The following is a 20,276-nucleotide window of genomic DNA, read 5'->3' on the forward strand; positions in this document are numbered from 1 at the left end:
CGGGCGGCGCTGCGCTCATGGGCGGCCGGCAGGTCGGATCTTCATCACCGAGCGGTCGCCGTCGGCCTGCCGGATTTCGACGCGGTCGAGCGCATCCTGGCTCCCGTCGATGCGCACCTGGCTGACCACCGCGGCCATGCGCGAGTCCGCCGGGGTCAGCGTCAGCGTCCAGCGGCTGGCGCGGCCTTCCAGGCCGAGCTTGTAGTAGCGCTCAAGTGTCTGGCGGTTGCCTGCCAGCGTGCCGCGGATGCTCTCGATAAAGGCGGCTAGCTCGGGGTAGTTCTGCAGCGGCATGGTGTAGCGCTTGCCGTTGCGCTCGACCGTCAGCATGTCGCCGTCGAGCACCAGGTTCTCGGCCTTGGGCGACAGTGTGCGCTTCTCCAGGTGGTCGGGCGCCGTGAACAGCAGTTCGCCGGTCGACTGCACCGGCTTGTCGACTATCGCCATGTACTTGGTCTCGGTGAACAGCACGCGCCCTGACTTGCGTTGCGCCAGGGTGGACATCAGCTGGTCGACGCCAAATGTGGCGGCGCCGGACGGCGTGGCCAGCGCAAGCATGGCGCTGGCCAGCAGCATCGACAGCAGGAAGCGGAAAGGGCGTCTGGAAAGGGGCATCAGGGGCTGCTCAGGGCTCGCGGGTCATGGCTCGTTGCCCGGCGGCGGCTGTTCAGACAGCGGCGGGCCGGCGTGCCAGAAATCGTAGAAGTTGAACCAGTTGTACGGGGCGCTGCGGCAGAACTGCTCTAGCAAACGCACGTATTCCGTCAGCGCGGTCTGCACGGCTGCCTCGCGCTGGCCGCGTGCGGTTCCGGTGAAGTCGGCCAGCGGCACGAAGTGCACATCGTAGCGGTTGCCGCCGCGGTACAGGCCGGTGATGAAGAACACCGGCCGGCGCAGCATCGCCGCCATGCGCAGCGGGCCGGTCGGAAGGCCGGTCGGCGTGCCGAGGAAGCTGCACTGCTGCACCGGGTCGGTGGCGCGCTGCGACAGCGTGCGGTCGGCCAGCATGCCGATCATGTAGCCGCGGTCAAGGTAGTCGCGCACCCGCAGCATGGTGTCGAAGCGGCCCAGCGCGATCACGTCCTGGCGCATCGCCGGGTTGATCGACTGCAGTACATCGTTGAGCTTGTGCGCGTTTTCCTCGTACATGGTGATCGCGACTTCCATGTCCGGGTGCCGCCGCCCGAGCGCGCGTACCACCTCGAAGCTGCCCAGGTGCGCACCCAGCAGGATTGCGCCGCGGCCGCGCGCCATCGCGGCTTCCAGCTGCTCTTCTCCGTGCAGGCGGATATCGAACAGGTCGAAGCGGCCGTTGAGCAGGTAGATGCGGTCATGGATGGTCGAGGCGAAGGTGAACACATGCCGGTAGCCATCGACCCAGTTGGCCTCGCGCCCGAGGGCGCGGTCCATGTAGGCGCGCGAGGCATGGCGTGCCGCCGGCGCGAACAGCATGAAGTACGCCGCAATCCCCCGCAGCACCACGCGCCCGACGGGGCGGCCCAGTGCCAGCGAGATCCACGTCATGACGCGCAGCAGCGTGATGCTGCCGCGCTCCTGGCGGCGCGACCATTCGGATTCCAGCGGCGACTGCCGCTTCCACAGCCAGCTCAGCATGCCGATGCCCCCGCTTGCGGCGCGGCGCCGCGCACCTGCAGCGTGCCGCTGGCGACATCGCGACCGGCGCTGCGCAGCGTGAAGCGGATACTCTCGCCGCCATCGGCCGCTGCGTCGGCCTGGTGGAGGATCTCAACGCGCTCGCCCGGGATCACGGGGCTCAGGAATTTGATGGTGCCGGCCTCGGTGACGGCAAGGCGGCGGCCCATTGCAGCGCCGAGTGCCAGCACCGCGTGGTCCAGCAGCACCACCCCCGGCACGATCGGATGGCCGGGAAAGTGGCCGGCGATGGCCGGGTGATCGGCGTCGATGACAAAGCCGGGCCTTGCCACGCTATCGCCGTGGTGCGCCCCGGCAAGCCTTGCGACCAGCGCCGCCAGGGCTTCGCGCGGCAGCTTGCCGGCGGCATTGCGCGGCAGGCTGTCGGCAAAGAGCAGCGGGCGTGGCAGGAAGGCCGGGTCGATGCGCGCGCGCAGCGCCTGCTGCAGCTGCGCCGGTGCAACGCCTGGCGCCACTGCCACCGCCACCAGCCGCACCACGTGGCCATGCGTGTCGCCTTCGTGCGCATCATCGGGCATGAAGAACGCACCGTCGCGCACGCCGTCGATGGCCGTGAGCTGGTGGTTCAGGTAAGCCAGCGAGGTGCGCTTGCCGGCGATATTCAGCATGTCGGCCTTGCGGCCATGGAGCAGGAAGTGGCCGGCATCCAGCGGCGCGATGGCGTCGCCCAGCGGCACCGGCTGCTCGATATGGCCGCCTTCGGCCCAGGTCTCGGTGTCGGCGCCGCCGGCGCCCTGGCGTGCCTGCAGCCGCACGCCCGGCACCAGTGTCCAGGCATCGGCCTGCGCGGTGCGGCGCGTGGCGATCTGGCCGGTCTCGGTGCTGCCGTAGATCTCGCACAGCGGAGCGCCGAACAGGGCTTCGGTCTCGCCCGCCAGCTGGCGGCCAAGCGGGGCGGTCGCGCACAGCACCAGGTCTGCCGGCGGCATCGCCATGCCCGACTGCACCAGCGTGCGCAGGTGCACGGGCGAGCTGACCAGCGCACGCGGGGCCGGCACCGAGGCGAGGGCATCGCGCACGTCGGCAGGATAGAAGGCCGGGGCCGCCACCAGGGCCGCGCGGCCCTGCAGCACCAGCATGACCGTGGCCTCCAGCCCGAACATATGCTGCGGCGGCACCGTGCCCACCACGGTCCAGGCACGCCCGTCCAGCAGGCCTAGCCGCTGTGCCGCGGCCTGCGCGCACCGGGCCATCGCGCCCCAGGTCTTGCGGTGCGGCACCGGCGTGCCGGTCGAGCCTGACGTGAACACGTACGCCATGACCTGGGTCGCGGCAATCCGCGGGATCTTGACCGGCCCGTCCGTGGCCGCGCCGCGCAGGCCGTCGTGATAGTGGAAGGCGGGCATGGCGAATGCCGCGTCAGGCTGGTCGTGCAGGCAGAAAGCGTCCGGGGCAAAGTCGGCCAGCTGGCGCACCATCTCCGGCGTATGCGATGGCGGCAGCAGGGTGGCCTTGCCCGCCAGCAGCGCGGCGCACAGGCCGACGGTGAAGTGGTAGCGGTCGGTGCAGGCGTTGAATACGTGCCTGCCTGCCGGCAGCGCATCGGCCAGGCCGGACGCATCTGCCAGGAACTGGCGCACGCTGACGGGCCGTCCGTGCGCCCAGGCGATGATGTCTTCGGGCGAGGCATGCGCGACGATGGGGAGCATGGTCATGGGGCTGAGCCTGTGCCTGTTGCCAGTGTAGGGGCCGGTTTGCGGCGCGTCAGCGCGGCAAGCCGGGCCTGTCCGCACGGGCAGCCATGACTGCGCGATAGCCATGCACCGCGTCCAGCAGGCCGCCGTGGGCCATGCCCGGGAAGGCAACGCGGCGGCACACGGCTTCGCCCACGAACATCAGCGCGATCAGCAGCGGCGTGGCCAGGTTGGCGAAGCTGGACCAGGTCGCCACCGGCGCGAGCACGAACAGCAGCGTCGATACACCTGCCATCGCGGCAAAGAACAGCGTCCAGGCCTGGGTCACGCGCAGCGTGTAGCGCAGGTGCGCGGGGGGCAGCTGGCCATGGATTGCCGTCGCGATCTGCGTGCACAGTGGCGTGCGGCCGGGACGCAGGCTCAGCGCGAACATCACGCCCAGCGCGGCATTGATGCCGGCGTGCTGCAGGAAATAGGTCCAGCCGAAATGCGCGGCCAGCGGAATGCGCCAGATCCATATGGCGGCGCAGGCGGCCAGCAAGGCCGCCATTGCGGGCAGGCGCCCCCAGGTGCGGAGGCAGGCAAGGAAGCCGATCAGCACGAACGGCGCCGCCCCGAGCCACAGCGCGGCGACTTCGGCACCCGGCTGGTGTGCCGCATGGTGCAGGGCGGATTCGTAGGCGACAAAGGCGGCCACCGCGGCAATCCAGCCATGGCGCCGGCCTGCCGGCATGGCATCCTGCCGCACAGGCGTGGCCGGCGCGGCAGGCGTGGAGGGGCGGTCGAATTGCTGGCTCGATGGCATCTGCGAGGGTATATTGTGTGTAGCGTAAGCCGCTTGGCGCACAGCGTTGCCGGAAATGACGCCGCATGGTGCGCGAAGCGAACGCTTTATACCCCAAAAGACCGGCCCGACGTGGTGATGATTCCCAAAAGCGCCGCCTTTGTTGTTACTAAACTTCTCTCAACTGGCTGGGATTTACCCCTTTTGATAGCATCGGTTGCCCTGCCATGCGGCCTGGACAACCTTGTCCGGACCCATGCCGCAGCGGCATTCCAGCCACCTAGCGACATGACCGAACTCGAAACCGAACTTGCCCGCCTGATCATCGACGAACTCGACATTGCCGAGCTTCGGCTGGAGGACATCAACGCCGCCACGCCGCTCTATGGCGAAGGCTTCGGGCTGGATTCCATCGATATCCTCGAGATCGCACTGCTGGTGTCGCGCAAGTACGGGGTCGAACTGCGTTCGGACAACCCCGACAACAAGACCATCTTTGCCTCGCTGGGCAGCCTGGCCAACTACCTGGCGGAACACCGCACGCGTTAGTCCGGCACGCCGCACCCACCCTTTCGCCCTTTCCCAAAGCCAGGACCGGAGCACGACATGCCGCAGCAAGCCATGCCCGGGCCCGCACTGGTAGCCGGCGGCAGCGCCTGCCCCATGGGTGGCGCCGAGCCGTCCGCCACGCACCTGGTGCTGATCCCCAGCTATAACCCCGGCGTGCGCCTGCATGAGGTGCTGCGCGCGGCGCGCGCCGCCTGGACACCGGTCTGGGTGGTCGTGGACGGCAGCACCGATGGCAGCGACCAGTGGCTGCTGGCGCAGGCGGCCACCGATCCCGGGCTGCGCGTACTGGTGCTGCCGCACAACCAGGGCAAGGGCACCGCGGTGCTGCATGGCATCGACGCTGCCGCCGCGGCTGGCTTCACGCATGTGCTGGTGATGGATTCGGACGGGCAGCATCCCGCGCACCTGATTGCGCAGTTCATGGCGATATCGCAGCGCAACCCGGGCGCCATGGTGCTGGGCCGGCCCGTCTTCGACGCCAGCGCGCCGCGCGAGCGGGTCTACTGGCGGCGCATGTCCAACTTCTGGGCGGATGTCGAGACGCTGTGGGCGGGCATCGGGGATTCCCTGTACGGCTTTCGCGTCTACCCGATCGCGCCGCTGCGCGCCGTCATGCGCGAGAGCCGCTGGATGCGGCGCTTCGACTTCGACCCGGAAGTGGCGGTGCGCCTGTGCTGGCGCGGCGTGCGCCCCATCAATGCCGATGCCCCGGTGCGCTACTTCGGCCAGCGCGAGGGTGGGGTGTCGCACTTCCGCTATCTGCGCGACAACCTGCTGCTGACCGGCATGCACTTGCGGCTGCTGGCCGGCTTCGTGCTGCGGCTGCCTGTCCTGGTGTGGCAGCGGCTGCGGCGGGCGACCGGCGACGCGTCGTGCCGGCCGAAAGCCTGAACCCCGCAAAGCAAGCAGAAAGGCCGCGCGAAGCGGCCTTTCTGCTTGTTGGGCCCAGGGGCCAGGGTTTGCTTACTTGCCCAGTTCGTGACCAATCACGCCGCCCACCACGGCACCGCCGATGGTCCCGGCGGCACTGCCGTCAGTCAGCTCGTGTCCGGCCACGCCGCCGGCCACCGCGCCCGCCGCCGTACAGCCGGCCAGCGCCATGCTTGCGCTTACCAGAAGTGCACCTGCGAGTTTCCACATGATGGTCTCCTGCATCGTTGGCGGGCCAGTTGCAGGCAACCGGCCCCATGTGTCCAGCTTAGGCCCATGCCGGGCAGGGGCCTCTCCGAGACACGCCGATTGCGCTGTAGGAATCGGACGACGCAGGTGGCGCAGCGGTGGCGTCAGGCGTCGCCGGCGTGCTGGCGCAGGCGCTTGATCAGCGAAGAAGTGTCGGCGCGGCCGCAGCCCATCTGCTGGAGGTCGGCATAGAACTGGTCGACCAGCGCCGTCACCGGCAGGCCGGCACCGTTGTGGCGCGCCTCATCCAGGCACAGGCCCAGGTCCTTGCGCATCCAGTCCACCGCGAAGCCGAAGTCGAACTTGTTGTCGATCATGGTGGGGCCGCGGTTCTCGAGCTGCCATGAGCCGGCCGCGCCCTTGCTGATGACGTCCAGCACCAGGCGCATGTCCAGCCCGGCGCGCTCGCCAAAGGCGATGGCCTCGGACAGGCCCTGGATCAGCCCGGCGATGCTGATCTGGTTGACCATCTTGGCCAGTTGCCCGGCGCCGGATTCGCCGATGCGCGTGACGGCGCGTGCGTAGGCGGCAATGACCGGTTCGGCGCGCGCATAGGCGTCGGCATCGCCGCCACACATGATGGTCAGGATGCCTTTCTCCGCGCCGACTTCGCCGCCGGAGACCGGGCCGTCGACAAAGTGCAGGCCGTGCTCGCGCGCGGCAACGTGGAGTTCGCGCGCCACGTTGGCGCTGGCGGTGGTGTGGTCCACGAAGATGCAGCCGCTGGGCGCGCTGAAGAAGGCGCCGTCTTGCCCGGTCAGCACCGCGCGCAGGTCGTCGTCATTGCCCACGCAGGAGCAGACCACCTGCGCATCGCGCACGGCCTGTGCCGGCGTGGGCGCCGCTTTGCCGCCGAACTTCCCGACCCAGGCCTGCGCCTTGGCGGCGGTGCGGTTGTACACGGTGACCTCGTGGCCTTTGGTGGCGAGGTGGCCGGCCATGTGGAAACCCATGACGCCCAGTCCGAGAAATGCGACACGCATGCTGCTGCTCCGTTGCTTGTATGTGTTTGTGATCGGTGAGGCGCGGGCCCGTTTGCGTGTGCCACGCCAGGGTCCTGCGCCGGCGGGACGGCTGGGCCGCCTCCGGCCCCAGAGTATACGGGGGCGCCGGGACTGGGGACAGATACAGAGCCCGGCACGATGCTGCGTTACAGAATGCCGCTTCGGGCACATATAGTCATGACATGGTTAAAATAAAAATACCTATGAAATGGGTATTTGAAAAATACCCATGTTGTCGCTAAAATAGAAATACCTATCATATTGGTATTCCATCGGCGCGATGAAGCAAATCGTCTCCACTCCCTGGCAGCTTGGCCAGATCCTGCAGGCAGGGCGCAAGGCGGCCGGCCTGAACCAGACCGAGGCCGCCGCGCGGCTGAATATCAGCCAGAGCCGGATGTCGCACATGGAACTGAATCCCGACACCATCAGCGTCGACCAGTTGCTGGCGCTGGTTGGCGCGCTCGGGCTGGAGTTGGTGGTTCAGGACCGGGCCACGGGAGCCGCCGAGGTGTCCGAGGTGGCGTGGTAATCATGGCCGCACGCAGGTCACGTACGCCGGCGCTGTCGGTCTGGGCCAACGGGCAGCGCGTGGGCACCTGGCGCCAGCCGTCCGGTACCGGGACGGAACTGGAATACGGCGAGGACTGGATCCGCTCTGACGCCGGGCGGCCCCTGTCTCTGTCGCTCGGGTATGGCCTGGGCAACCGGCGCGTGGTGCGTGGCGATGCCGTGCGCAACTACTTCGACAACCTGTTGCCGGACAGCGAGGCCATCCGGCGCCGGTTGGCGCTGCGCTTCCAGACCGGCTCGGTAGAAGCCTTCGAGCTGCTCGCCGCCATCGGCCGCGATTGCGTGGGGGCGGTGCAGATCCTGGGCGAAGACGAAGCGCCTGCGGGAATCAACCGGATCGAAGGCGAACCGCTATCGGACGAGCAGATCGAGCGCTGGCTGGAGGATATCGTCGCCACCCCCGCGCTTGGGCGGCATGAGCACGACGACGACTTCCGCATCTCCATCGCCGGCGCGCAGGAGAAGACTGCGCTGCTGCGCCATGACGGCCAATGGCTGCGGCCGCATGGCGCCACCCCGACCACACATATTTTCAAGCTGCCACTGGGCCTGGTGGGCAACCGCAGGGCCGACCTGAGCACGTCGGTGGAAAACGAATGGCTGTGCCTGAAGATCCTTGCCGCCTATGGCTTGCCCGTGGCCGATTGCGAGATACTGACGTTCGGCCGCCGCAAGGTGCTGAGCGTCACGCGTTTCGACCGCCAGCCCCATCCGTCGGGCAATTGGCTGCTGCGACTGCTGCAGGAAGATTTCTGCCAGGTGTTCGGCCTCAGCCCGCTGCAGAAATACGAGGCCGATGGCGGGCCCGGCATGATCGAGATTGCAACGGTGCTGCGCAACTCAGTGGCCCAGGCCGATGATCTGCAGACGCTGCTGGCGGCGCAGTTGCTGTTCTGGCTGCTGGCGGCACCGGACGGGCACGCCAAGAACTTCAGCATCCGCCTGCTGGCCGGCGGGCGCTACCGCATGACGCCGCTGTACGACGTGATGTCGATCTGGCCGGTGGTGGGCCAGGGCGCCAACCAGTTCTCCTGGCACAAGGCCAAGCTGGCCATGGCGGTCGCCGGCCGCAGCCGGCACTACGGCCTGCGCGATATCCAGCGCCGCCATTTCAATGCGATGGCACCGCGCTGTTTTCTGGGTGCCGATGCCGAGGCGCTGATCGGGCGCATCATCGCGCGGACCCCGGCGGTGATCGCCGAAGTCGGCGCAGCACTGCCCGCGGGTTTTCCGCAGAAGGTGGCGGACACGATCCTGGAGGGTCTGCGGGCATCGGTGCAGCGGCTGGCAGAGATGCCGGCGCAGGTGGAGGAGTGAGCCCCGGAGAGGCTTTGCCGCCGGAGCTGTCCGCCGCGCACAACACCACAAGGTCAGAACCCGCCTACGCCAGCTTCCGCCCTTGTCCTATCCCTTGCGCCTCGCGCGCTGCCTACATTGAAGCCAGGTTGCACCACCGCAAGGAGCCGACTCATGTCATTCGCACTATACATTATCGGCCTGTTGGTCCTGGTTGCCGGCGTTGCCTGGGGCATGGAAACGGCTGGCCTCGCGCCCGTCTATATCGGTATTGCCTGCCTGATCGTGCTTGGCATCGGCATCATGGCGGCGGTCTCGCGAACCCGTACCAAGGATCCCTCCTGAGGGTTGCGGGCCTGGCGCCGTGCCGGGCCCGCCCTTCTACTAGTTCACCGGGCCGTCGTGTCCACCGTATCCTGGACGGGCGGACTCGCCAGCTGCGCGCGCACCGCCGCCGCCAGTTCGGCAGCCGCCGGCGACAGGCTGCGGTTGCGCGAGGTCACCAGCCCGATCGAGCGCTCGGTCACCGGCGCGGTCAGCAGGCGCTCGACAATGCCGGGCTGGCGCACCGTGCCGGCCGCGATCTCTGGCAGCGCGGCCACGCCGAAGCCGCATTCGACCATGGCCGCGATGGTGGCCAGGCGCTCGGCCTCGAACACCGGCTGGAAGCGGATGCGGTTCTGCAGGAAGGCCCATTCCGCGTACTGGCGCACGCTGCTTGGGTGCGTCATCGACACATGCGGCGCGCTGGCGGTATCGGCCCAGCGCAGCGGCCCGGTGCTGCGCGCGAGCGGGTGCGCCGACGGGATCAGCAGCACGAAGCGGTCCGACAGCAGCGGCTCATATTGCAGGTCAGCCTGTTGCGGGTCGGCCGCCGTCAGCGCGAAATCCACGTCGCCGGCGCGCACCAGGTCGAACGCCGGGCCCGAGAGGGTATCGAACACCTTCAGCGCCACCTCCGGGCGCGCCTGGTGATAGGCCATCAGCACGCGCGGCAGCATGCGCGCCGCCAGCGAGGGCAGGGCCGCCACCGCCACCTGGCCGCGCTCGGCGCTGGCAATGCCGGTCACGGCGTCGATGGCGCCGCGGAACGCCGCCTGCAGCAGCGCGGCCTGCTGCATGAAGACCTGGCCGGCCGCGGTCAGGCGCACGTTGCGGGTGGTGCGGTCGAACAGGCGCACGCCGAGGGATTCCTCGATGCGCACGATCTGCGTGGACAGGGCGGATTGCGACACGTGCAACTGGCTGGCGGCCTGGCGGAAGTTGAGCGTGCGGCCAAGCACCAGCGTGGTTTCGATGTCGCGCATCGACAGGTTGATTTTCATCTGCGGCAGCGGGCCGGCGGCGTCCGCCGGCCGAATCACACGATTGATCTGATTTGTGAATCATTCTATCCATAGAATCGACTTCTTCAATCAAAGCAAGTTCTCTACACTGCCGGGATTCGATGCCCCGCCATCAGGAGTTGACGCGATGGCGAGTGCACGTCACGTCGCATCCCCCCCTGGGAGAACCTATGCCGAACACGACCGCCCCGGTTATCCTGAGCCGCCCCGGCGCCGCGCATGCGGTGGTGGTGGGAGGCGGCACCATGGGCGCCGATGTTGCCGTGGTGCTGACCCGCGCGCTGTGCCGCACCACCGTGGTCGAGCCCGATCCGGGTCGCGCCGGCGCGCTGCCCGGGCGCGTGCGCGGCAACCTGGCCGCGATCGGCCGTGAACAAGGCGCGGAGCGCCTGGCGGTGGCAGCGGCGCTGGATACGGTGGACTGGTCCACCGTGGACCTGGTGATCGAGTGCATCCCGGAACAGCTGGCCCTGAAGCAGGCGCTCTTTGCCGAGCTGGTGCGGCGCGCGCGGCCCGATACGGTGCTGGCCAGCAACAGCTCCAGCTTCCCGATCAGCGCCATCGGCGCCGGACTCGACTCGCGTGCACGCATGCTCGGCCTGCACTTCTTCATGCCGGCGCACCTGGTGCCGCTGGTAGAAGTGGTGATGGGCGATGACAGCGACGAGGCCTGTGCCGACGCTCTGAGCGCCTTCGTGCGCCGCTGCGCGATGGTGCCGGTCAAGGTGCGCAAGGACCTGCCGGGCTTTCTTGCCAACCGGCTGCAGCATGCGCTGTCGCGCGAGGCCTTCAGCCTGATCGACCGCGGCATTGCCTCGCCCGAGGATGTCGATGCGGCGGTGCGCTTCGGCTTTGGCTTTCGCTTCCTCGCGGCCGGGCCGGTGCTGCAGCGTGACCACGCGGGCATCGACGTGCACGCGGCCGCCGGCGCCACCATGTACCCGACCTTCTGCAACGACGACCATCCGGCGCGCTGCCTGTCCGAGCGCGCCGCCGACGGCCGCCACGGCATGAAGCGCGGCGAAGGCTTCTACCAGTGGACCCCCGAAACCATTGCCGCCGAGCGCGCACGCTATGACAGCCTGCTGCGCGCCGGCCTGGCGCTGATCGCGCCTGAACTGCCCGAGATCGAGCCATGACCCAGAGCCCTTCCCAAGCCCTAGCCGCGGCCCGCGTGCCGCTGGCCGATGCGCCGCTGATCGTCACCGTGGCGCCCAACGGCGCCTACAAGCGCGCCAGCGACCATCCGGCGGTGCCGTTGACCGCCGCGGCACTGGCCGCTGAAGCGCGCGCCTGCCTGGATGCCGGCGCGGCCATGATGCACATGCATGTGCGCGATGCCGAGGGCCGCCACTCGCTCGACGTGCAGGCCTACCGCGACGCGCTGGCCGCGGTGAAGCAGGCCGTGGGCGAAGCGTTGCTGGTGCAGGTGACGAGCGAGGCCGCGGGCGTCTACCAGGCCGCGGAGCAGATGGCGATGGTGCGTGAGCTGCGGCCCGAAGCCGTTTCAGTGGGCCTGCGCGAAGTCGCCGTGCCGGACATCCTGGACAGCGAACTGGCGGCGTTCTTCGCCTGGCTGGCTCGTGAGCGCGTGATGACGCAGGTGATCCTGTATGACGTGGCCGATGTGCGGCGCTGGCAGTCGATGCGCGAGCGCGGCATGGTGCCGCCGGGGGCATGGTCGGTGCTGTACGTGCTGGGACGCTATGCCGCCGGGCAGGTGTCGTCGCCGCACGACCTGCTGCCGTTCCTGCAGGCCGCGGGCGAGTCCGGCGACGCGTTGCCGTGGGCGATCTGCGCCTTCGGCCGCGAAGAGAATGCCTGCGTGACCGCGGCCGCCGCCTTTGGCGGCCATGTGCGGGTGGGATTCGAGAACAACCTGCTGCTGCGCGACGGCAGCCGCGCACCCGGCAACCATGCGCTGGTGGCGCAGGCGGTGCAAGGCGGCCTGACGCTGGGCCGGCCGATTGCCGACGCCGCCGATGCGCGCCGCATCTACGGCGAGGTGCGCTGAGGCGCTGCCCGGCCGGCTACCGTCACGCGCCGTCGCTGAAGCTGTCGCGCGGGCCGTTGGGGTTGTGCGCGCCGTCGGTAAAGGTGCTGCGCGGGCCCGTTGCGGCGTTCGCACCGTCCGTGAACGCGCTGCGGTCGATGAGGCTGCGGGCGCCGTCGCTGAACGGGCTGCGGGTGCCGGTGGCGCTGTGCGCCCCGTCGCTGAACGGATCGACGTTGCGCGGTGCAGCCTGCGCAGTGCCGACCACGGCTGCAATAAGGGCGGTGGCCACAAAGACTTGCCTGAGTGCTTGCATGAGTCGCTTCTCCGTAAGGGTGCCGGCCCGAAATGGGCGGCGGTGAAGCAAGTCTAGGCAGCGCGTGCCCACACGAGCATGACCGGCACATGACATTGCTGTCACTCGGCAGCGGACGAGGGCGGCAAGCGCACGGCAATTGGCCGCGCGCCCACGACGGAAACGCAGCAGCGCCGGGCAAAGGCTGTAGAATCACGGCTATCCGACCGGCCTGCGGTTCCATCGCCGGTTTTTCATTGCCCGCGGAAATGCAGCGGGCCTCTCACGAGAGTCATGTCCGAGTCTGATTCAGCCAAACTCGCTGCGGTGGCGTGGATCCGCGAGCAAATGGACCGTCATGCCCTGACGTTCGACGATCTTGTCGCCGCCGGGTGCTTTGATCATGTTGCCATCGACGCCGGGCCTGAGCCGGCGCCTGACGCCGCGCCAGCCGTGGCCCAGCTTATCCCGCAGGCCGTGCCCAAGGCCGCCGCTGCGCGCCCGCTATACCGCAATGCGCTCGGCCAGAACTGGGACGGGCAGGGCGAGTATCCGGACTGGCTGCAGCGGGCCGTGAACGCCGGGCAGTCGATCGAATTCTTCCGCGTCGAATAAGACGCGCAGGCGCGACAATCCGCCGCGCCTTGCCGGCGCCAGGGGTATTCCGCAAAACAGAAGGGAAGCGATGCGGGCGCTGTGCCCGCTACGACGCGCTCAGCAGCGTGCGGGCAGCAGGCGTTCCAGCGGCTGGGTGCCGGTGAACACCGCCGGCGTGGCCATTGGCGCCGCGTGCGCCCAATGCACCAGCACCTCCGCAGGCAGTTCGCGCAGCACGCCGGACCCGGCCGATGGCTGCGTCTCCAGCGGCGTGGCGCCGTGGTCGGTCGCCTGCGGCGCATCGGCATCGTGCAGCTGCAGCGGATGGCCGCTGCCGGAAGGCTCGGCCATCACCTGGACCGCGCTGCCGCGGCAGGTGCCCGGGCCGGTGCCGTCCAGCGCCGCTTCCGCCTCCATTTTTGCGGCCGCATGCCGTTCCGGCAGCGACAGCCCGGCTGCCTGTACCGCGCTGCATACCGTGGCCGTTGCCGCCGCGGCACCGGAGACGGGCAGCGCAAGCATGGCGAGGGACAGCAGCAGGCAATTCGGCAGGCGTTTCATCGGCGGGGGGGCAGAATGGGGGAAAGGGTGGCGCAAACCGGCATGACGCCGGTGGTGATCGCGCATTTTACCGGGGTTTTCGCCTGCATTGCCCTGGCATGGCGATGACATTTGTGAAATCTTTGCCCATTGGCGCTCATCCTCGGCTAGCGTTACGCCATGGCGGCGCTGGTGCCGCCCGGAAAGTGATCGAATCATGCGTATCCTGATTGTCGAGGACGAACCCAAGGCGGGCGACTACCTGCACAAGGGCCTGACCGAATCCGGCTTCGTGGTGGACCTGGCGCGCGACGGCGCGGACGGCCTGGCCCATGCGCGCGAGCATCCCTATGACCTGATCGTGCTGGACGTGATGCTGCCCGGCCTGGATGGCTGGCAGGTGCTGCGCGAGCTGCGCCGCGAGCGCGATACCCCGGTGCTGTTCCTGACCGCGCGCGACGAGCTGTCCGACCGCCTCAAGGGGCTGGAGCTCGGCGCCGACGACTATATGGTCAAGCCCTTTGCCTTTGCCGAGCTGGTGCTGCGCATCCGCACCATCCTGCGGCGCGGCCCGCTGCGCGAGAGCGAGTTCATCGAAGTGGCCGACCTGCAGATCGACGCCATCCGCCGCCGCGTGGTGCGCGCCGGCCAGAAGATCGACCTGACCTCCAAGGAGTTCGCACTGCTCTACCTGCTGGCGCGCCGGCGCGGCGAGGTGCTGTCGCGCTCGCTGATCGCCTCGCAGGTGTGGGACGTCAATTTCGACAGCAATACCAATGTGGTCGATGTCTCGATCCGGCGCCTGCGCGCCAAGGTGGACGATCCCTTCCCGCGCAAGCTGATCCACACGCGGCGCGGCATGGGCTACGTGCTGGACGACAGCGAGGACCGGGACCAGGACGCATGATGCGGCTGCCGTCTTCGCTGACCACGCGGCTGGCGCTGGCGTACGGGCTGGCCACGGCCGTGATTCTCGCCAGTGTGGCGGCCTACCTGTCCGGGGCGCTGTCGGCGCAGCTGGAGGGGCGCGATGAAAGCGAGCTGGTCGGCGAGGTGCTGCTGGTGCGCCACCTGCTGCGCGAGGTGCGCAGCGAGGCCGAGATCCGCGCCGACACCCACCGCTTTGCCGATATTGCGATGGGCCACGAGGGGCTGATCCTGGTGGTGCGCTCACGCCAGGGCGAGCCGCTGGTCACGCTCAATCCGCGCAATGAATCGGTGCCGCCGCTGCGCGTGCTGCCCGCCACCACGCAGCCAGAGAAGAGCATGTTGCAGACCTGGTACCCCAAGAACGGCGTGCCCTCGCGCGGCATTGCGGCGTTGGGCCAGCTGGGGGATTCGGACAAGGCCGTGGAGATCGTGGTGCTGCGCGATGCCGGCCACCGCGTGGCGCTGATCCGCGACTACCGCCACCAGGTGCTGTGGGCCACGCTGTGCGGCGCTGCCGTGGCGGCGGGGCTGGGCTTCGTGCTGGCGCGGCGCGGGCTGCGGCCGCTGCGGCGCATGGCCGCCGATGCCGCCGCGGTCACCACCAGCCGCCTTGCCACGCGGCTTGACGTGGGTAGCGCGCCGGCCGAGCTGCGCGAGCTGGCGGCGGCCCTCAACGACATGCTGGCGCGGCTGCAGGACAGTTTCTCGCGGCTGTCCGAGTTCTCGGCGGACCTGGCGCATGATTTCCGCACGCCGATCAGCAACCTGATCGGCCAGACCCAGGTCACGCTGGCGCAGAGCCGCGGCGTGGCCGAGTATGAGGCGCTGCTCGAATCCAACCTGGAAGAGTACGAGCGCCTGGCGCGCATGATCGAGAACATGCTGTTCCTGGCGCGCGCCGACCATGCGCAGGTGGCGCTGGGCATCCGCACGCTGGACGCGCGCGAAGAACTGGACAAGATGGCCGAGTACTTCGAGGCCGTGGCCGCCGACCGCGAGGTCGCGCTGACGGTGACCGGTATGGCAATGGTGCAGGCCGACCAGACGCTGCTGCGCCGCGCGGTCACCAACCTGCTCGACAATGCGCTGCGCCATGCGCCGGCCGGCAGCACGGTGCGGCTCGACGTGGAGCGCGCCCCGGCCCCGGCCAGCGGCACCACCTGCATCCGCGTGACCAATGCCGGGCAGGCGATTCCGCCCGAGACCCTGCCGCATATCTTCGGGCGCTTCTACCGGGCCGATCCGTCGCGCCGCAACTCGGCGGCGTCGACCGGGCTGGGGCTGGCCATCGTCGACACCATCATGCGGCTGCATGGCGGCAGCGTGACGGTGCGCAGCGTTGAAGGCGAAACGATGTTCTCGCTGCAATTTCCCGCCGAGGCATTGGCCACTGCCGCGCCGCCCGCGCCGCCCGCGCCGGCCCCCGCCGCGGTCTCCTGAATCCGGCCGGGCGCTTGCACCGGGCCGGCACGCGCGCATAATGGCGCGCGGGCGAACAGCCAATGCCATGCAGCCCGATCGACCATTCACAAGGAGAGCGATATGCAGGTGCAACCCTATCTGGATTTTGGCGGCCGTTTCGACGAGGCCGTGGCCTTCTACGGCAAGGTGCTGGGCGCGCAGGTCACGTTCGCGATGCGCTACAAGGATGCCCCGCCGAGCCCCGGCAGGGAGGTTCCCGATGACTGGAAGGACAAGGTGATGCACGCCAATATCCAGTTCGGCGAGAACCAGGTGATGGCGTCCGACGGCCGGCGCGGCGAGCGCCCGGCGTTCAGCGGCTTCAGCCTGTCGGTGGGGGCGGTCAGCAAGGACGAGGGCCAGCGCATCTTCGACGGCCTGAGCGAAGGCGGCCAGGTGGTGGTGCCGTACCAGAAGACCTTCTGGGCCGAAGGCTTCGGCATGCTGGTGGACCGCTTCGGCATGTCCTGGATGGTCAACTGCGAGCACTGACGTGCCGCTGCGGCATGGTGCGCAGTCGCTGCCATGCCGCTTGACTCTGTAGTCGCTACAGGGTCTTCAATGTCATCAGGTTAAACCAGCGGGAACAACAAGATATGGCTCGCACGTCACCTGAGGACGCACTCCCTCAAGATCACGCTGCCCACGCGCATGATGGCGCCGCCCACCGGCATGGCGGGCATGATCACGACCATCACCACGACCACGATCATGATCATCATGGGCATGGCCATGCCGAGGCCCGGCAGGCACCGGCGGCTTCCGCCTGCTGCGGCGGCGGCTGCTCGTCCACGGTTGCGCTGACGCCCGCCGCACCGGTCGACATCCCCGCCGGCGCGCAGACCGCTGCGTGGCGCATCGACGCGATGGACTGCCCGACCGAGGAAACGCTGATCCGCAACAAGCTGGGCGGCATGGCCGGCGTGGCGGCGCTGGAGTTCAACCTGATCCAGCGGGTGCTGACGGTGCATCACACCTTGCCGTCGGCGGAGCCGGTGGCCAGGGCGATCGAGAGCCTGGGCATGCAGCCGGTGCCGCTGAGCACCGAGGCCGCGCAGCAAGTCTTGCCGCAAACCACGGCAAGCAAGCCCTGGTGGCCGCTGGCGCTGGCCGGCGTGGCCGCCTTGGGTGCCGAAGCTGCGGAGTGGCTGGGCCTGGGCTTGCCGTGGCTGCCCGCCGTGCTGGCGCTGGCGGCGGTGGCGCTGGGCGGGCTGACCACCTACCGCAAGGGCTGGATCGCGCTGCGCAATGGCAACCTGAACATCAATGCGCTGATGAGCATTGCCGTCACCGGCGCACTGCTGTTGCGCCAGTGGCCGGAAGCGGCCATGGTGATGGTGCTGTTCGCACTGGCCGAGCGCATCGAGGCAGCCTCGCTGGACCGGGCGCGCAATGCGATCCGCGGCTTGATGGCGATGGCGCCGGAACAGGCCACGGTGCAGCGCGCCGATGGCAGCTGGGAGACCGTGCCTGCCGCCGGCGTCGCCGTGGGCGCGCTGGTGCGGCTGCGGCCGGGCGAGCGCGTCGCGCTCGACGGCAAGGTCGTGCGCGGCCAGTCGGCGCTGGACCAGGCGCCCATCACCGGCGAAAGCGTGCCGGTCGACAAGGCCGAGGGCGATGCGCTGTTCGCCGGCTCGATCAACCAGTCCGGCGAGCTGGAGTACACCGTGACGGCGCCCGCCAGCGATTCCACGCTGGCCCGCATCATCCACGCGGTGGAGGCCGCGCAGGGCAGCCGAGCGCCCACGCAGCGCTTTGTCGACCAGTTCGCGCGCATCTACACGCCCACGGTGTTCGCGATTGCGCTGGCGGTCGCGGTGGTGCCGCCGCTGGCCATGGGCGGCGCCTGGGTCGACTGGATCTACAAGGCGCTGGTGCTGCTGGTGATCGCTTGCCCCTGCGCGCTGGTGATCTCCACACCGGTGACCATCGTCAGCGGGCTGGCCGCGGCCGCGCGCCGCGGCATCCTGGTCAAGGGCGGGGTGTACCTGGAGCAGGGCCGGCACCTGGCCTGGGTGGCGCTGGACAAGACCGGCACGATCACGCACGGCAAGCCCGCGCAGACCAACCATGCGCTGCTGGCCGAGGACGCGCCGCAGGCGCACGCCATTGCCGCCAGCCTGGCGGCGCGCTCGGACCACCCGGTCTCGCGCGCGGTGGCCACGGCGGCCGCGGCCGACGGGATCGGCACGCTGCCGGTGGACGACTTCGAGGCGCTGGCGGGGCGCGGCACGCGCGGCAAGGTGCAGGGCGTGGCGTACTGCCTGGGCAACCACCGCCTGGTGCATGAGATGGGCGCCTGCTCGCCGGCGCTGGAGGCGCGGCTCGAAGCGCTGGAGCGCGAGGGCAAGACCGTGGTGCTGCTTGCGCGCGTCGACGGCCACGGCGCCGCCACGGCGCTGGCGCTGTTCGCGGTGGCGGATACCGTGCGCGACACCAGCCGGCAGGCGATTGCCGAGCTGCATGAACTGGGCGTCAGGACACTGATGCTGTCGGGCGACAATCCACACACGGCGCAAGCCATTGCGGCGCAGGTCGGCATCGATGAGGCGCGCGGCAACCAGTTGCCGCAGGACAAGGCCGACGGCATCGCGGCGCTTGCCGGCGCCGCCCACGCGCGCGGCGGCCGCATCGGCATGGTGGGCGACGGCATCAACGACGCACCGGCGCTGGCGCGTGCCGATATCGGCTTCGCCATGGGCGCAGCCGGCACCGACACCGCAATCGAGACCGCCGACGTGGCGCTGATGGACGATGACCTGCGCAAGATCCCGGCCTTTGTGCGCCTGTCGCGCCGCACCTCAAGCATCCTCACGCAGAACATCGCGCTGGCGCTCGGCATCAAGGCCGTGTTCCTGGTGCTGACGGTGCTGGGGATGGGGACGATGTGGATGGCGGTGTTCGCCGATATGGGAGCGAGCCTGCTGGTGGTGTTCAACGGGCTGCGGGTGGGGGCGGAGCGGCGGGCCTAGTTAGGCTACTGCGCCACGAAAACCTACTCTGTTTGCTCCCCTCTCCCGCTTGCGGGAGAGGGAGCGCGCAATCGGCAATTGTGATATTCAGCAGTCGAAATGACTCATCAGCCCTGCGGCTGCACGATCAACTCCCCACTGCGCCCCGGGATCTCTCCCCACGTTACCGGCAACTCCGGCAATCCCTGCCGATCCAGCCCGCGATACCACGTCGCCATCGACACCAGTTCGTGCCCCTGCGCACGCCATCCGGCCAGCAGCCGCTCGAACACCGGCGCCAGCTTGCCGCCTTCCAGCTCGGTATGCAGCGTGAAGACATGGTCGCGCGTGCCTTCGGTCAGCTTCAGCAGCGCGGTGTGGACGTTGTCTTCGGTCAGGTCGTCGGTGCCGATCAGTTCATCCAGCGTCGGCAGCGTGGTCGGCATCTGCACGTGCCGGCAGGGCACGCCGTCGATGGTCGGAACATAAGGCGCGGTGCCGCGTCCATCCGACGCGTACGCCATGCCCCAGTCATCGATCTGGCGGAATGCATCCTCGTTCATCTGCCAGCCGGCTGCGCCGTGCGTGGCCGGCGCTTCGCCGAAGATCTCGGTGTAGCGCGCGAACGCCTGCTGCATCTGCCGGCGCGTCCAGGCAGCATCGCGCTCGCGCACGTTGTCCTGCCAGTAGACGTGGTCCCAGGTGTGGATGCCGCACTCATGGCCGGCAGCGCGCGCCGCGCGCATCTCGGCGGCCCCCTTGCGGCCGATGTCCGGCCCCGGCAGCAGCACGCCATACATCAGCGTGCGCAGGCCATAGTTGGACACCACCGAGGTGCGCGACACCTTCTTCAGGAAGCCGGGCCGGAATACGCGCCGCAGCGCCCAGCCGGTATGGTCGGGGCCGAGGCTGAACAGGAAGGTTGCCTGCGCCTGCGCAGCCGCCAGCATCGACAGCAGCTTCGGCACGCCTTCGCGCGTGCCGCGCAGCGTGTCGACGTCGACCTTCAGGGCAATGCGTGCCATTTGCGTTGCGCGCTCAGTTGGCCGAATCGACCAGCGTGCGGGCCTCGACCACCTTGCCGCGGTACGCCTCGAAGATGCGGCGCAGCGCCGCTTCCATGCTGATCCCGGGCTTCCAGCCCAGCTCTTCGATGGTGTTGTCGATCTTCGGCACGCGGTGCTGCACGTCCTGGTAGCCCTTGCCGTAGAAGTCGCCCGAGGAGGTCTCGATGATCTGCGTCTTGCGCGCTTCCTGCGCGTATTCCGGGTAGTCGGCTGCCATCTTCAGCATCATCTCGGCCAGTTCGCGCACCGAGTGGATATTGCCCGGGTTGCCGATGTTGTAGATCTTGCCGCTGGCCACGCCGTTGGGATTCTCGATGATGCGCATCAGCGCGTCGATGCCGTCGGCGATATCGGCAAAGGCGCGCTGCTGGGCGCCGCCGTC

23 protein-coding genes are annotated in these 20,276 nt (G+C 69.0%); 12 read left to right on the forward strand and 11 right to left on the reverse strand.

Features of this window, described 5'->3' with window-relative positions; genetic code table 11:
- Positions 1-15: 15 nt before the first annotated feature.
- From AC3WON_RS15535 to AC3WON_RS15550, 4 genes are read right to left on the reverse strand one after another with little or no spacing between them, the layout of a single operon-like run.
- Positions 16-615 carry a LolA-related protein gene (locus tag AC3WON_RS15535; RefSeq protein ID WP_492319590.1) on the reverse strand — a complete coding sequence of 200 codons (600 nt, stop codon included), beginning with the start codon at positions 613-615 and terminating at the stop codon, positions 16-18.
- A gap of 24 nt (positions 616-639) precedes the next feature.
- Entirely contained in the window at positions 640-1,614 is a 975-nt protein-coding gene (locus tag AC3WON_RS15540) for a lysophospholipid acyltransferase family protein (protein ID WP_492352187.1), read from the reverse strand.
- Positions 1,608-3,329: an AMP-binding protein gene (locus tag AC3WON_RS15545; protein WP_492352188.1), complete on the reverse strand. Its 1,722-nt coding sequence runs from the start codon at positions 3,327-3,329 to the stop codon at positions 1,608-1,610. The genes AC3WON_RS15540 and AC3WON_RS15545 overlap by 7 nt, the downstream gene beginning before the upstream one ends.
- Before the next feature lie 49 nt (positions 3,330-3,378).
- Complete coding sequence (locus AC3WON_RS15550) at positions 3,379-4,113, reverse strand: COG4648 family protein (RefSeq protein WP_492319593.1); 735 nt, start codon at positions 4,111-4,113, stop codon at positions 3,379-3,381.
- Between the two features lie 267 nt (positions 4,114-4,380).
- On the opposite strand from AC3WON_RS15550, the gene AC3WON_RS15555 reads away from it, so the two are divergent.
- Together AC3WON_RS15555 and AC3WON_RS15560 are read left to right on the forward strand one after the other, a co-directional pair.
- On the forward strand, positions 4,381-4,641 hold the full coding sequence (locus AC3WON_RS15555) for a phosphopantetheine-binding protein (protein ID WP_492352189.1): 261 nt from the start codon (positions 4,381-4,383) through the stop codon (positions 4,639-4,641).
- 57 nt (positions 4,642-4,698) lie between these two features.
- Positions 4,699-5,553, forward strand: coding sequence for a glycosyltransferase family 2 protein (locus tag AC3WON_RS15560; RefSeq protein ID WP_492319594.1), 855 nt, complete (start codon positions 4,699-4,701; stop codon positions 5,551-5,553).
- Positions 5,554-5,625: 72 nt separating this feature from the next.
- Here AC3WON_RS15560 and AC3WON_RS15565 read toward each other — a convergent pair whose 3' ends face one another.
- Together AC3WON_RS15565 and AC3WON_RS15570 are read right to left on the reverse strand one after the other, a co-directional pair.
- Positions 5,626-5,802 carry a glycine zipper 2TM domain-containing protein gene (locus AC3WON_RS15565; protein WP_010810161.1) on the reverse strand — a complete coding sequence of 59 codons (177 nt, stop codon included), beginning with the start codon at positions 5,800-5,802 and terminating at the stop codon, positions 5,626-5,628.
- Between the two features lie 143 nt (positions 5,803-5,945).
- A complete protein-coding gene (locus AC3WON_RS15570) occupies positions 5,946-6,824 on the reverse strand; it encodes an NAD(P)-dependent oxidoreductase (RefSeq protein ID WP_492319595.1) in 879 nt (292 codons plus the stop codon).
- A 301-nt stretch (positions 6,825-7,125) separates the two neighbouring features.
- On the opposite strand from AC3WON_RS15570, the gene AC3WON_RS15575 reads away from it, so the two are divergent.
- The 3 genes from AC3WON_RS15575 (at position 7,126) to AC3WON_RS15585 (ending at position 9,059) form a co-directional block, all read left to right on the forward strand.
- Complete coding sequence (locus tag AC3WON_RS15575) at positions 7,126-7,377, forward strand: helix-turn-helix domain-containing protein (protein ID WP_492319596.1); 252 nt, start codon at positions 7,126-7,128, stop codon at positions 7,375-7,377.
- A gap of 2 nt (positions 7,378-7,379) precedes the next feature.
- Positions 7,380-8,735: a type II toxin-antitoxin system HipA family toxin gene (locus AC3WON_RS15580; RefSeq protein WP_492352190.1), complete on the forward strand. Its 1,356-nt coding sequence runs from the start codon at positions 7,380-7,382 to the stop codon at positions 8,733-8,735.
- 153 nt (positions 8,736-8,888) lie between these two features.
- A complete protein-coding gene (locus tag AC3WON_RS15585; protein WP_010810157.1) occupies positions 8,889-9,059 on the forward strand; it encodes a hypothetical protein in 171 nt (56 codons plus the stop codon).
- A gap of 44 nt (positions 9,060-9,103) precedes the next feature.
- Here AC3WON_RS15585 and AC3WON_RS15590 read toward each other — a convergent pair whose 3' ends face one another.
- On the reverse strand, positions 9,104-10,039 hold the full coding sequence (locus AC3WON_RS15590; protein WP_492352191.1) for a LysR family transcriptional regulator: 936 nt from the start codon (positions 10,037-10,039) through the stop codon (positions 9,104-9,106).
- A 191-nt stretch (positions 10,040-10,230) separates the two neighbouring features.
- Here AC3WON_RS15590 and AC3WON_RS15595 point away from each other — a divergent pair, with 191 nt between their 5' ends.
- Both AC3WON_RS15595 and AC3WON_RS15600 read left to right on the forward strand, forming a co-directional pair.
- Entirely contained in the window at positions 10,231-11,199 is a 969-nt protein-coding gene (locus tag AC3WON_RS15595; protein WP_492352192.1) for a 3-hydroxyacyl-CoA dehydrogenase family protein, read from the forward strand.
- The gene (locus AC3WON_RS15600; protein WP_492352193.1) at positions 11,196-12,074 is read left to right on the forward strand and encodes a beta-keto acid cleavage family enzyme; all 879 of its coding nucleotides are present in this window, start codon (positions 11,196-11,198) and stop codon (positions 12,072-12,074) included. Before AC3WON_RS15595 ends, AC3WON_RS15600 begins: the two co-directional genes overlap by 4 nt.
- Positions 12,075-12,096: 22 nt before the next feature.
- Here the strand turns inward: AC3WON_RS15600 and AC3WON_RS15605 are convergent, their stop codons facing one another.
- Positions 12,097-12,369 (reverse strand): hydroxyquinol 1,2-dioxygenase, encoded by a 273-nt coding sequence (locus tag AC3WON_RS15605; RefSeq protein ID WP_492319601.1) that lies wholly within the window; start codon positions 12,367-12,369, stop codon positions 12,097-12,099.
- 273 nt (positions 12,370-12,642) lie between these two features.
- Here AC3WON_RS15605 and AC3WON_RS15610 point away from each other — a divergent pair, with 273 nt between their 5' ends.
- A complete protein-coding gene (locus tag AC3WON_RS15610; protein WP_492352194.1) occupies positions 12,643-12,963 on the forward strand; it encodes an H-NS family nucleoid-associated regulatory protein in 321 nt (106 codons plus the stop codon).
- Positions 12,964-13,062: 99 nt separating this feature from the next.
- Here the strand turns inward: AC3WON_RS15610 and AC3WON_RS15615 are convergent, their stop codons facing one another.
- A complete protein-coding gene (locus tag AC3WON_RS15615; RefSeq protein WP_492352195.1) occupies positions 13,063-13,506 on the reverse strand; it encodes a hypothetical protein in 444 nt (147 codons plus the stop codon).
- A gap of 196 nt (positions 13,507-13,702) precedes the next feature.
- On the opposite strand from AC3WON_RS15615, the gene AC3WON_RS15620 reads away from it, so the two are divergent.
- From AC3WON_RS15620 to AC3WON_RS15635, 4 genes are all read left to right on the forward strand, one after another.
- On the forward strand, positions 13,703-14,392 hold the full coding sequence (locus AC3WON_RS15620; RefSeq protein WP_035826418.1) for a heavy metal response regulator transcription factor: 690 nt from the start codon (positions 13,703-13,705) through the stop codon (positions 14,390-14,392).
- On the forward strand, positions 14,389-15,855 hold the full coding sequence (locus AC3WON_RS15625; RefSeq protein ID WP_492352196.1) for a heavy metal sensor histidine kinase: 1,467 nt from the start codon (positions 14,389-14,391) through the stop codon (positions 15,853-15,855). Before AC3WON_RS15620 ends, AC3WON_RS15625 begins: the two co-directional genes overlap by 4 nt.
- Before the next feature lie 102 nt (positions 15,856-15,957).
- Positions 15,958-16,368, forward strand: coding sequence for a VOC family protein (locus AC3WON_RS15630; RefSeq protein ID WP_492352197.1), 411 nt, complete (start codon positions 15,958-15,960; stop codon positions 16,366-16,368).
- A 104-nt stretch (positions 16,369-16,472) separates the two neighbouring features.
- Entirely contained in the window at positions 16,473-18,848 is a 2,376-nt protein-coding gene (locus AC3WON_RS15635) for a heavy metal translocating P-type ATPase (RefSeq protein ID WP_492319605.1), read from the forward strand.
- A gap of 107 nt (positions 18,849-18,955) precedes the next feature.
- On the opposite strand, the gene AC3WON_RS15640 is transcribed toward AC3WON_RS15635, so the two are convergent.
- Positions 18,956-19,852, reverse strand: coding sequence for a polysaccharide deacetylase family protein (locus AC3WON_RS15640; RefSeq protein ID WP_492319606.1), 897 nt, complete (start codon positions 19,850-19,852; stop codon positions 18,956-18,958).
- A 13-nt stretch (positions 19,853-19,865) separates the two neighbouring features.
- On the reverse strand, positions 19,866-20,276 hold a 411-nt coding region (locus tag AC3WON_RS15645), incomplete at its 5' end, for a Rossmann-fold NAD(P)-binding domain-containing protein (protein WP_492352198.1).

This window comes from Cupriavidus sp. FW305-46, from assembly GCF_058787075.1.

What these genes read in the sequence shown, in the direction of transcription:
- AC3WON_RS15535 (WP_492319590.1), bottom strand. Translation starts at nt 615, where the DNA reads ATGCCCCTTTCCAGACGCCCTTTCCGCTTCCTGCTGTCGATGCTGCTG.
- AC3WON_RS15540 (WP_492352187.1), bottom strand. Translation starts at nt 1,614, where the DNA reads ATGCTGAGCTGGCTGTGGAAGCGGCAGTCGCCGCTGGAATCCGAATGG.
- AC3WON_RS15545 (WP_492352188.1), bottom strand. Translation starts at nt 3,329, where the DNA reads ATGACCATGCTCCCCATCGTCGCGCATGCCTCGCCCGAAGACATCATC.
- AC3WON_RS15550 (WP_492319593.1), bottom strand. Translation starts at nt 4,113, where the DNA reads ATGCCATCGAGCCAGCAATTCGACCGCCCCTCCACGCCTGCCGCGCCG.
- AC3WON_RS15555 (WP_492352189.1), top strand. Translation starts at nt 4,381, where the DNA reads ATGACCGAACTCGAAACCGAACTTGCCCGCCTGATCATCGACGAACTC.
- AC3WON_RS15560 (WP_492319594.1), top strand. Translation starts at nt 4,699, where the DNA reads ATGCCGCAGCAAGCCATGCCCGGGCCCGCACTGGTAGCCGGCGGCAGC.
- AC3WON_RS15565 (WP_010810161.1), bottom strand. Translation starts at nt 5,802, where the DNA reads ATGTGGAAACTCGCAGGTGCACTTCTGGTAAGCGCAAGCATGGCGCTG.
- AC3WON_RS15570 (WP_492319595.1), bottom strand. Translation starts at nt 6,824, where the DNA reads ATGCGTGTCGCATTTCTCGGACTGGGCGTCATGGGTTTCCACATGGCC.
- AC3WON_RS15575 (WP_492319596.1), top strand. Translation starts at nt 7,126, where the DNA reads ATGAAGCAAATCGTCTCCACTCCCTGGCAGCTTGGCCAGATCCTGCAG.
- AC3WON_RS15580 (WP_492352190.1), top strand. Translation starts at nt 7,380, where the DNA reads ATGGCCGCACGCAGGTCACGTACGCCGGCGCTGTCGGTCTGGGCCAAC.
- AC3WON_RS15585 (WP_010810157.1), top strand. Translation starts at nt 8,889, where the DNA reads ATGTCATTCGCACTATACATTATCGGCCTGTTGGTCCTGGTTGCCGGC.
- AC3WON_RS15590 (WP_492352191.1), bottom strand. Translation starts at nt 10,039, where the DNA reads ATGAAAATCAACCTGTCGATGCGCGACATCGAAACCACGCTGGTGCTT.
- AC3WON_RS15595 (WP_492352192.1), top strand. Translation starts at nt 10,231, where the DNA reads ATGCCGAACACGACCGCCCCGGTTATCCTGAGCCGCCCCGGCGCCGCG.
- AC3WON_RS15600 (WP_492352193.1), top strand. Translation starts at nt 11,196, where the DNA reads ATGACCCAGAGCCCTTCCCAAGCCCTAGCCGCGGCCCGCGTGCCGCTG.
- AC3WON_RS15605 (WP_492319601.1), bottom strand. Translation starts at nt 12,369, where the DNA reads ATGCAAGCACTCAGGCAAGTCTTTGTGGCCACCGCCCTTATTGCAGCC.
- AC3WON_RS15610 (WP_492352194.1), top strand. Translation starts at nt 12,643, where the DNA reads ATGTCCGAGTCTGATTCAGCCAAACTCGCTGCGGTGGCGTGGATCCGC.
- AC3WON_RS15615 (WP_492352195.1), bottom strand. Translation starts at nt 13,506, where the DNA reads ATGAAACGCCTGCCGAATTGCCTGCTGCTGTCCCTCGCCATGCTTGCG.
- AC3WON_RS15620 (WP_035826418.1), top strand. Translation starts at nt 13,703, where the DNA reads ATGCGTATCCTGATTGTCGAGGACGAACCCAAGGCGGGCGACTACCTG.
- AC3WON_RS15625 (WP_492352196.1), top strand. Translation starts at nt 14,389, where the DNA reads ATGATGCGGCTGCCGTCTTCGCTGACCACGCGGCTGGCGCTGGCGTAC.
- AC3WON_RS15630 (WP_492352197.1), top strand. Translation starts at nt 15,958, where the DNA reads ATGCAGGTGCAACCCTATCTGGATTTTGGCGGCCGTTTCGACGAGGCC.
- AC3WON_RS15635 (WP_492319605.1), top strand. Translation starts at nt 16,473, where the DNA reads ATGGCTCGCACGTCACCTGAGGACGCACTCCCTCAAGATCACGCTGCC.
- AC3WON_RS15640 (WP_492319606.1), bottom strand. Translation starts at nt 19,852, where the DNA reads ATGGCACGCATTGCCCTGAAGGTCGACGTCGACACGCTGCGCGGCACG.